The organism is Streptomyces sp. NPDC033270 (assembly GCF_055576575.1).
Window position 1 is genome coordinate 86,573 of record NZ_JBVIRA010000028.1, and the last position, 9,672, is coordinate 96,244.

Below are 9,672 nucleotides of genomic sequence, written 5' to 3' on the forward strand. Positions count from 1 at the left end.
ACGAAGGCCGAAGGGCCCGCAGGCGTTCGCCTGCGGGCCCTTCGGGTGTCGTGCGCCGTGGCGGCCGACCGTGTCAGTCGCCCCGGAGGATCGAGATCAGCCGCAGCATCTCCATGTAGATCCACACCAGCGTCATGGTCAGGCCGAACGCCGCGAGCCAGGACTCCTCGCGCGGGGCGCCGTAGGCGATGCCGTCCTCGACCTGCTTGAAGTCCAGGGCCAGGAACAGCGCGCCGAGGACCACGCCCACGATGCCGAAGACGATGCCCAGGCCGCCGCTGCGGAAGCCGAGGCCCTCGCCGCCGCCGAACACCATGAACATCAGGTTGACCAGCGACAGCAGGACGAAGCCCATCGCCGCGATCATCACGAAGCGGGTGAAGCGGGCGGTGACCCGCACGATCCGCGTCTTGTAGGCGACCAGCATGGCGACGAACACCGCCATCGTGCCCAGCACCGCCTGCATGGGGGCGCCGTTCAGCTTCGGCAGGTCGTTGATGAAGCCGCTGAGCGCGCCGAGGAAGACGCCTTCCAGCGCCGCGTACGCCAGGATCAGCGCGGGCGACGGCTTGCGCTTGAACGACTGCACCAGCGCCAGCACCATCGCCACCAGGCCGGCGCCGATGGCGAAGCCGAGGTTCTCGGTCAGGAACAGCCAGCCGACGGTGGCACCGGCGACGACCGTGCCGAGCGTCATGCCCGTCCGTGCGACGACGTCGTCCATCGTCATCGGGCGGGACTGCGGCGCGTACTGCGGCGGTGCCTGGGTTACGGACTGCTGGTCCTGGGCGTAGGGGTTGCCACCCTGCGCGTAGGGGTTCGTGCCGGCGTACGGGTTCGCGGTGGGGCCCCCGGCCTGCTGCGGTGCGTTGAAGCCCGCGTAGCCGGTGTCGCGGCTGAACCCCCGACGCGAGAAGACCGGGTTGCTGCTCCTCATCTCACTCCTCCATGGCCGCCCTGCGCGGCCTTGACGGCAAGCGTAATGGCTTGGCAAAGGCGCGTCGCTAGTTCTTGAGCAGGATCTTTCCCCGAACCGGGCGCGACACGTCCTCCAGGAGGAGGACGTGCGGGACGCCGCGAAGGTGCCCGGCAGGCGACGGACGCGGCCGGACCGCGGGCCGCTCCGCCGCATGCGCACACCCCCCGCTTCCGACATTCCGGGTATTCGATCTCGGGCCGCCGCGGTCGACCGGCCATTTCCCTCCGTACCGCCGCCGCAGGGAATCCGATAAATGTCTGATCGCAAGGGCACCGCACCCCGCCGGGCAACGCACGTCACATGCCCACAGGCAACCGATTCACCGGAGCGGCCGTCTTCCCTTCCGGCCGGAACCTGCCCCGGTGGATGGATCTCCTGAGATGACGCATGGTCAAGATCCGAACACCGGAGTGCCCCTTCACGCTGCGTCGATGGCTTACTGTATGTAGTGGTGCGGGCGCGATCGGTTGTAATCCGAGGGTACAGACAGGTCTATTCTGGCGGGAAACAGTAGCGAAAGAGGGTTGAGGTGCCTGTGCCTGACGTCTCAGTAGTCGTCATCGTCTACAACGACGCCGACCGGTTGCCGACCGCAGTCCAGTCCGTACTGGACCAAACGCTCCGGGGCGTCGAGGTGGTGATCGTCGACGACTGCAGCACCGACCGCTCTTTCGAAGTGGCGCAACACCTCGCGGCCGCCCACCCCGGCCGCGTCAGAGCCTTCCAGCTGCCGGAGAACAGCGGTGCGGGAGGCGAGCCGCGCAACGCCGGCATCCAGCACGCCACGGGCCGCTACGTCATGTTCCTGGACAGCGACGACGTCCTGGAACTCAACGCGTGCCGGAATATGCTCCAGGCCGCCGAGGAAACCGGGTCGGACATCGTCTCCGGTCTGTGCGTCCGGCTGCACAAGGACACCCGCAACCAGAAGCGGGACGAGTGGTACGCCTGGCTCTATTCCACGACCCGTACGCTCGAATCCGTAACGGAATTGCCGGACCTGTTCGTGTGGGACACCCTGTCCACGAACAAGTGCTATCGGCGTGAGTTCCTCATCGAGAACGACCTTCGTTTCCCCAAGGGGATGTTCTACGAGGACCTGATGTTTATCGCCGACGCCTATCTCGCGGCGCGGCGCATCACCCTGATTCCCAATCAGGTCTACTTCTGGCATGTGTTCGAGCGGGCCGCCGTGAAATCGGTGACGAACCGCCGGCACGAAATGACGAACTATGCGCACCGGCTGGAAATTCACCGGCGTATCGACGCATTGCTGGCCGAACGCGGGCTGACCGAGATGCGGCTCGCCAAGGACGTGAAGTTCCTGAAGCACGACCTGGTCCTGCATCTGCGGGATCTGCCGTTCCGGGACGAGTCCTACCGCCGGGAATTCGCCGAACTCTCCCGCGAATACCTCGCGGGCATCGCCCCCGAGGCGTACGCGCGCGTACAGCCGATTCAGGCCATCTGCGCCTACCTGCTCCAGCAGGGTGACTGGGACAATCTGATCCCGGCGGTCGACACGCTCATCAACCGCGACAAGCTCTCCTCGCCGCTCGCCGAGAACGACGGCCGGATCTACTGGTGCGACGGCCACCTCGACGACGCGTTCGGCCGCGAGGTGCTGGACGTCACCGACATCGGCTACCACGAGAAGCCGGTCGACAAGCTGTTCCTGCGCAATCAGCTGACCCGTTACCGCCAGTCGGGCGGGTCCGTCTCCCTGACCGGCCGGATCACCAATCCGCTCGGTGTCATCCCGCCGGGAGCCCGGCTCACGGGCGCGCTGGAGTTCAGCGCCCGGCGGCGCAGCCTGCAGTCCTTCCACTTCCCCGTGCGCGCGGTGCGCCATGAGGGCGACGGCATCCACTGGGAGGCCACGGCGGACCTCACCGCCAAGCTGCGCCCGCTGGGCATCGTCGACAGCATCTGGGACGTCCGGCTGCGCCTGGACGTGGACGGGGTGCGCACCACCACCCGGCTCACCGTCGCCGACACCGAGCTGTCCGGCGGGCTGCCGATCCGTCCGCGGCTGACGCGGATGGTCGCCGACCATCTGGAGCCGCATGCCTCCGCCAAGGGGCATCTGGCGTTCCGCCTGGTCAGCGAGGGCCGCAACGCCGAGCGCGTACAGGAGCTGATCACCCGCGGGGTGCGCGGCACGCCGGGGACGCTGGCCAAGACCGGCTACCGCAAGGCCAAGGCGCTGCGCAAGAAGGTCACCTCCGGTGACACCAAGCTCCGCGCCTACCACGAGGTCTTCAGCCGGCTGCCCGTCAAGAAGCGCACGGTGGTCTTCGAAAGCCATCTGGGCAAGCAGTACAGCGACAGCCCGCGTGCCATCTACGAGGAGATGCGCCGGCAGGGCCTGGACTTCGAGGCGATCTGGTCCTACGCCGGCTCCCCCAAGGACTTCCCCAAGGACGTCACCCTCGTACGGCGCTGGTCGCTGCCGTACCTCAAGGCGCTGGCCCAGGCCGAGTTCTGGGTGGACAACCAGAGCTACCCGCTCAAGCTGACCAAGCGCCCGGAGACCACCTACATCCAGACCTGGCACGGCTCGGCGCTGAAGAACATGGGCTTCGACCAGCCGGCGCTGAAGGCGCAGACCCGCCAGCAGCAGGCCGAGCAACAGCTCTCGCTGGACCGCTTCGACCGCTTCCTGGTCCGCTCCGAGCACGATGTCCACACCCTGGCCAAGGCGTTCCGGCTCAAGGAGAGGACGCTGCTGCGTGTGGGGTACCCGCGCAATGACGCGCTGGTGCGCGCCCGGCAGCGGGAAGCGGAGCTGGGGCGGCGTGAACGCGGGCCGCTGGCCGCGGAGTTGGGCATTCCCGAGGACAAGACCGTACTCCTTTACGCACCGACCTTCCGCAAGGCGGGGGGCCGGCACGGGCGCTTCGCATTGCCCTTCGACGTGGAGCGTTTCGCCGACCAGTTCGGCGACCGCTATGTCCTGCTGGTGCGTTCGCACTACCTCAATCACGTGGTGCTGCCGCCGACCGTGCAGGGCCGGGTCATCGACGTATCGGCGCGCCATGACGTGACGCCGATCCTGGAGCTGGCCGACGGTTTGATCACGGACTATTCGTCGGTGATGTTCGATTATGCGCTGCTCGACCGGCCGCTGATGTTCTTCACCTACGACTACGACGAATACGTCCACGAGGGCCGGGGCACGTACTTCGATCTGCTGGAGCACGCGCCGGGCCCGGTGGTCCGCACCGAGGACGAATTCCACGAGACGCTCAAGTCGTTCGAGACGCAGGCTCTGGAATACGCGAAGCGCCGCCAGGAATTCGTCGCCAGGTTCGGGGAATACGACCGGGGCGACGCCGCCAAGAGCATCGTCGACCAGTTCTTTGCGCAGTGGAGCCGTTGATGACCAAGTCGTACGCAGCCGGACCGCGGGACATCTTCTTCGTCTCCAACAGTGTCAACGAGATGGGCGGCATCACCAGCTGGTCGCACCAGATGGCGCGCCTGTTCAGCGAGCGGGGCCACCGGGTGCACATCGTCGGCATCGTGCCGCCGCCCGAGGGGCGGGTCCACGAACTCGCCGACGACCTGCCGTTCCAGACCACCACGCTCTACACCGAGCACCCGCCGAGCGTCCGCCCCGTACGCGGCCTCAAGGACCGGCTCAACATCGCCGAGCAGCGCCGCCGGGCCGCCCGGGAGGCCGGTATGCGTGAGCAGGCGGCCAAGATGAGCGCGCTGTTCCGGGCGGCCAAGCCGGGCGGAGTGGTGATCGTCACCCAGGTCTGGGCGATGGAGTGGGTCGCACTGGCCGACACCGCGGGGCTGACGGTGATCGGTATGAGCCATGAATCGTTCGAGACCTGCCGCAAGTCGTCCCGCTTCGGTCGCGTCAAGCGGTTTTACGCGGACGTCGACCGGATGCTGACGCTCACCCGCGAGGACGCCGACCGCTGGATCCGGCAGCGGATGGACAATGTCGGCTTCATGCCGAACCCCCTGCCGTTCTTCCCCGACGTCCCCTCGGACCGGTCCCGCAAGTGCGTGGTCAGCATCGGCCGGCTCCACGAGGAGAAGGGCGTGGACCTGCTGCTGGAGGCCTGGGCGAAGGTCGCTCCGCAGCACCCGGACTGGACGCTGCGGATCTACGGCTCCGGCGAGGAGGCCGAGGCGCTGCGCAAGCTGGCGGCGGAGCTGGGAGTGACCGCGTCGGTCGAGTGGATGGGGCGCACCGGCGATGTCCCCGGGGCGCTGCGGGAGAGCGCGGTGTTCGCGCTGAGCTCGCGCGGTGAGGGCTTCCCGCTGGCTCCGATGGAGGCGATGGCGACCGCCGTGCCCTGTGTGGCCTTCGATGTGGCGCCCGGCGTCCACGAGATCATCACGGACGGCGAGGACGGGCTGCTGGCCCCTCCGGGCAATATCACCGAATTCGCCCGGCATCTCGACAGCCTGATGTCCGACAAGGAGCTTCGGGACGCGATGGGCGAAGCCGCGCGGGAGAACATCCAGCGGTTCTCCACGGAGGAGATTGTCGGCCGCTGGGAGAGCCTGTTCGCGCTTGTGGAGCGCTGAGCCGACCACACACAAAGCGATGAGGGCCGCCGGCATTCACCGGCGGCCCTCATCGTTCAATTTTCAGCCAATCGCCGTCTTTGGCCCGCCGCTCGCGGGAGTGCCCGGAGCCGGACTTGAACCGGCACGGCCCGTAGGCCAGCGAGGTTTAAGCTCGCCGTGTCTGCATTCCACCATCCGGGCCTGGGATCCCCCATGCCACCTCAAAGAGGGCAGCACGAGCGTAGCCCGCAGTGCACGACGCGGATCGGCCACTCATCCCGAGGTTGTCTTATTTTATTGGCAACTGAGGGTGCATCAGCGCTGGGTACAGGCCTTGGGCACATGCCTGAGGCCTGTCTTTGCCAGGACGCGCCGCGGCGCAAATTCGTGCCCGAATTGACGTAAACTCGACGCCCCCTCAGCGCCGCTCTCACCCCTGCGGGTGTCCCCCTCCGAGCGGCCGCGACGCCGAGCCGGCGTCAGGGTTCCGTCTCCTCCCCAGGGATGACCGCACGGCCCCCGGATACGCCCCAGGGCTGGCCGAGGACGGTCACAGGGGTTGACGTCCACCCCCCTTCTCCTGACCCACGATGGAAACCGTCCGCTTGATGTCCGCGGTGTGCGCCCACCGGCCGCCCGCGGAGCAGATGGTCCCTCGTCCCGACAGGAGCTCCTTCCCGTGACCACCACCCACTCCGGCGTCTCCACCGCCAGCCGCGCCACCTCGGTGGCCGCCCGCGCCACGGAGCTCACCAAGGTCTACGGACAGGGCGAGACCCAGGTGGTCGCCCTGGACGCGGTCTCCGTCGACTTCCGGCAGGCCCAGTTCACCGCGATCATGGGCCCCTCCGGGTCCGGCAAGTCGACCCTGATGCACTGCATGGCCGGGCTGGACTCGGTCTCCGGCGGCTCGGCCAGGATCGGCGACATCGAACTGACCGGCCTGAAGGACAAGAAGCTCACCCAGCTGCGGCGCGACAAGATCGGCTTCATCTTCCAGGCGTTCAACCTGCTGCCGACCCTGAGCGCCCTGGAGAACATCACCCTGCCCATGGACATCGCCGGCCGGAAGCCCGACCGCGCCTGGCTGGACCGCGTGGTGGAGACCGTCGGGCTGAGCGGCCGCCTCAAGCACCGCCCCAGCCAGCTCTCCGGCGGCCAGCAGCAGCGCGTCGCGGTCGCCCGTGCGCTCGCGTCCCGGCCCGAGATCATCTTCGCCGACGAGCCCACCGGAAACCTCGACTCGCGCTCCGGCGCCGAGGTGCTGGGCTTCCTGCGCAACTCCGTGCGCGAACTGGGCCAGACCGTGGTGATGGTGACCCACGACCCGGTCGCCGCCTCCTACGCGGACCGCGTGGTCTTCCTCGCCGACGGTCGGATCGTCGACGACATGCCCGACCCGACCGCCGACATGGTCCTCGAACGACTGAAGGGCTTCGACGCCAAGGGCCGTACGAACTGACCGCCGGCAGCCACCCGCAACCCGGACCTCTCCTCCAGGACTGACCCACCCATGTTCCGTACCGCCTTGCGCAATGTGCTTGCGCACAAGGCCCGGCTGCTGATGACCGTCCTCGCCGTGATGCTCGGCGTGGCCTTCGTCTCCGGCACCCTGGTCTTCACCTCGACCATCTCCGACGCGTTCCAGGCCAGCTCCCAAAAGGGCTACGACAACGTCGACGTCGCCATCCAGCCGAAGTCCCCGGACAACGGCGGCGGCGCGCCCGGCGCAATCCCCCACCTCGACCAGAAGCTGCTCGAGGCGGCAGGCCGGGTTCCCGGCGCCGCCTCCGTGACCGGCACCGTCTCCGGCTTCACCGCCATCGCCGACAAGAAGGGCGAGCTGATCGGCGACGGCTTCTCGACCCGCGGCGGCAACTACTTCCCCGGCGACGACAGCAAGGACGCCCGCTACCCGCTGCGCAGCGGCGCCGCCCCCAAGGGCGCGCACGAGTTCGCGCTGGACGCGCACACCGCCGACAAGGCCGGCTACAAGGTCGGCGACACCGTCCGGATCTCCGTCGACGGACCGGTCCGCGAGCAGAAGCTGACCGGCGTGTTCACCACCGACGACGGCACCGTCGCGGCCGGTGGCAGCCTCGCGCTGTTCGACACCCGCACCGCCCAGCAACTGTTCGCCACGCCCGGCGCCTTCAGCGAGATCGACGTCAAGGCCGCGCCGGGCACCTCGCAGACGGCCCTGAAGGCCGCGATCGACAAGGTGCTGCCCAAGGACGGCGCCGAGGCCACCACCGGCAAGCAGCTCGCCGACGAGCAGGCCAAGATGATCGCCGAGAGCATGGACGGCATGAAGACCGGTCTGCTCGTCTTCGCCGGTATCGCGCTCTTCGTCGGCGTCTTCATCATCGCCAACACCTTCACCATGCTGGTCGCCCAGCGCACCAAGGAGCTGGCGCTGCTGCGCGCGGTCGGCGCGAGCCGCCGGCAGGTGACCCGCTCGGTGCTCATCGAGGCGTTCGTCGTCGGCGCGATCGCCGCGGCCACCGGCCTGGTCGCCGGCATCGGCATCGGCGCCGGTATGCGCGCCCTGATGAGCTCCACCGGCGCCACGGTCCCCGACGGCCCGCTGGTCGTCTCGCTCTCCACGGTCCTGATCTCGCTGCTGGTGGGCATCGTCGTCACCGTCCTGGCCGCCTGGCTGCCGGGCCGGCGCGCCGCGAAGATCCCGCCGGTCGCCGCGATGAACAGTGTGCACGCCACCGCCACCACCAAGTCGCTGGTGGTCCGCAACAGCATCGGTGCGCTGTTCGCGGGCACCGGTGCGGCCGGCGTCCTGGTCGCCACCGGCATGGACGACGGCAAGGCCGTGATGACCGGCGGCGCGGGGCTGCTGCTGATCGGTGTGTTCATCCTGACGCCGCTGCTGTCCCGCCCGCTGATCGCGCTGGCCGCGCCCGTACTGCGCGCCTTCGGGATCTCCGGCTCGCTCGCCCGGCAGAACGCGGTCCGCAACCCGCGCCGTACGGCCGCCACGGCCTCCGCGCTGATGGTCGGGCTGACGCTGATCACCGGCATGACGGTGATCGCGGGCAGCGTGCAGAAGGGCATCGACAAGATGGCCACCGAGGCGCTCAAGGCCGACTACGTCGTCTCCATGGCCAGCCGGACGCCGCTCTCCCCCGACGTGGCGAAGAAGATCGCCGCCCTGGAGGAGGTCACCGCGTCCAGCCCGCTGCGCAACTCCCCGTCCCGGGTCGGCACCGACACCTCGTACCTGACCGGCGTCAACGGCAAGGACTTCGGCAAGCTCACCGGGCTCGACTTCGTCAAGGGCTCGCTGGGCGACCTGCGCGGCGACCGGACCGTGGTGGACGAGGCCACCGCCAAGGAGAAGGGCTGGCAGCCCGGCTCCCGCTTCCCGGTGACGTTCGAGGACGGCAAGAAGGGCACGCTGACGGTCTCCGGTGTCTACCAGGGCAACGAGATGATCAGGGGCATCATCCTGGACAACGCCACGCTGGCCCCGCACCAGAAGCAGATCACCGATATGCAGGTGATGGTCAAGACCAAGGACGGCGCCACCGACGCCACCAAGGACTCGCTGGTCAAGGCGCTCGGCAAGAACCCGGCGATCTCCGTCGCGGACAAGAAGGACGTCTCCGACGGCATAGCCCAGATGTTCAACCTGATGCTGAACATGCTCTACGGGCTGCTGGCGATGGCCGTGATCGTCGCGGTGCTCGGGGTCATCAACACCCTGGCGATGTCGGTCTTCGAACGCTCGCAGGAGATCGGCATGCTGCGCGCCATCGGCCTGGACCGGCGCGGCATCAAGCGCATGGTCCGCCTGGAGTCGCTGGTGATCTCCCTGTTCGGCGGAGTGCTCGGCATCGGCCTGGGCGTGTTCTTCGGCTGGGCGGCCGGCGAACTGATCGGCGGCTCGCTGCCGACGTACGAACTGGTCCTGCCCTGGGCCCGGATCGGCGTCTTCCTCGCCCTGGCCGCACTCGTCGGCGTACTGGCCGCACTGTGGCCGGCCCGCCGGGCGGCGAAGCTCAACATGCTGGCGGCGATCAAGGCGGAGTAGTGCGGTGCCGGGGGGGGGGGGGGGGGGGGGGGGGGGGGGGGGGGGGGGGGGGGGGGGGGGGGGGGATACGCCCAATCCGGCCAAAAACACAACAAGAAGAGATTCTTCTTGT

The 9,672-nt window shown here is 68.5% G+C and carries 5 protein-coding genes and 1 tRNA gene; 4 read left to right on the forward strand and 2 right to left on the reverse strand.

Annotated features, from left to right (window positions below; all coding sequences use genetic code 11):
- Positions 1-73: 73 nt before the first annotated feature.
- The gene (locus ACZ5XZ_RS31690; protein WP_468984285.1) at positions 74-937 is read right to left on the reverse strand and encodes a Bax inhibitor-1/YccA family protein; all 864 of its coding nucleotides are present in this window, start codon (positions 935-937) and stop codon (positions 74-76) included.
- 577 nt (positions 938-1,514) lie between these two features.
- Between ACZ5XZ_RS31690 and ACZ5XZ_RS31695 the strand changes: the two genes are divergently transcribed.
- Together ACZ5XZ_RS31695 and ACZ5XZ_RS31700 are read left to right on the forward strand one after the other, a co-directional pair.
- Positions 1,515-4,361, forward strand: coding sequence for a bifunctional glycosyltransferase/CDP-glycerol:glycerophosphate glycerophosphotransferase (locus tag ACZ5XZ_RS31695; RefSeq protein WP_468984354.1), 2,847 nt, complete (start codon positions 1,515-1,517; stop codon positions 4,359-4,361).
- Positions 4,361-5,530: a glycosyltransferase gene (locus tag ACZ5XZ_RS31700; RefSeq protein WP_468984287.1), complete on the forward strand. Its 1,170-nt coding sequence runs from the start codon at positions 4,361-4,363 to the stop codon at positions 5,528-5,530. Before ACZ5XZ_RS31695 ends, ACZ5XZ_RS31700 begins: the two co-directional genes overlap by 1 nt.
- Positions 5,531-5,631: 101 nt before the next feature.
- Here the strand turns inward: ACZ5XZ_RS31700 and ACZ5XZ_RS31705 are convergent.
- A tRNA-Leu gene (locus ACZ5XZ_RS31705) sits at positions 5,632-5,713 on the reverse strand.
- 478 nt (positions 5,714-6,191) lie between these two features.
- Between ACZ5XZ_RS31705 and ACZ5XZ_RS31710 the strand changes: the two genes are divergently transcribed.
- Positions 6,192-6,974, forward strand: a complete 783-nt coding sequence (locus tag ACZ5XZ_RS31710) for an ABC transporter ATP-binding protein (protein WP_468984290.1) — start codon at positions 6,192-6,194, stop codon at positions 6,972-6,974.
- Between the two features lie 51 nt (positions 6,975-7,025).
- Complete coding sequence (locus tag ACZ5XZ_RS31715) at positions 7,026-9,560, forward strand: ABC transporter permease (RefSeq protein WP_468984292.1); 2,535 nt, start codon at positions 7,026-7,028, stop codon at positions 9,558-9,560.
- Positions 9,561-9,672: the final 112 nt, after the last annotated feature.

Coding starts and splice junctions, on each gene's coding strand:
- ACZ5XZ_RS31690 (WP_468984285.1), bottom strand. CDS start 937: ATGAGGAGCAGCAACCCGGTCTTCTCGCGTCGGGGGTTCAGCCGCGAC.
- ACZ5XZ_RS31700 (WP_468984287.1), top strand. CDS start 4,361: ATGACCAAGTCGTACGCAGCCGGACCGCGGGACATCTTCTTCGTCTCC.
- ACZ5XZ_RS31715 (WP_468984292.1), top strand. CDS start 7,026: ATGTTCCGTACCGCCTTGCGCAATGTGCTTGCGCACAAGGCCCGGCTG.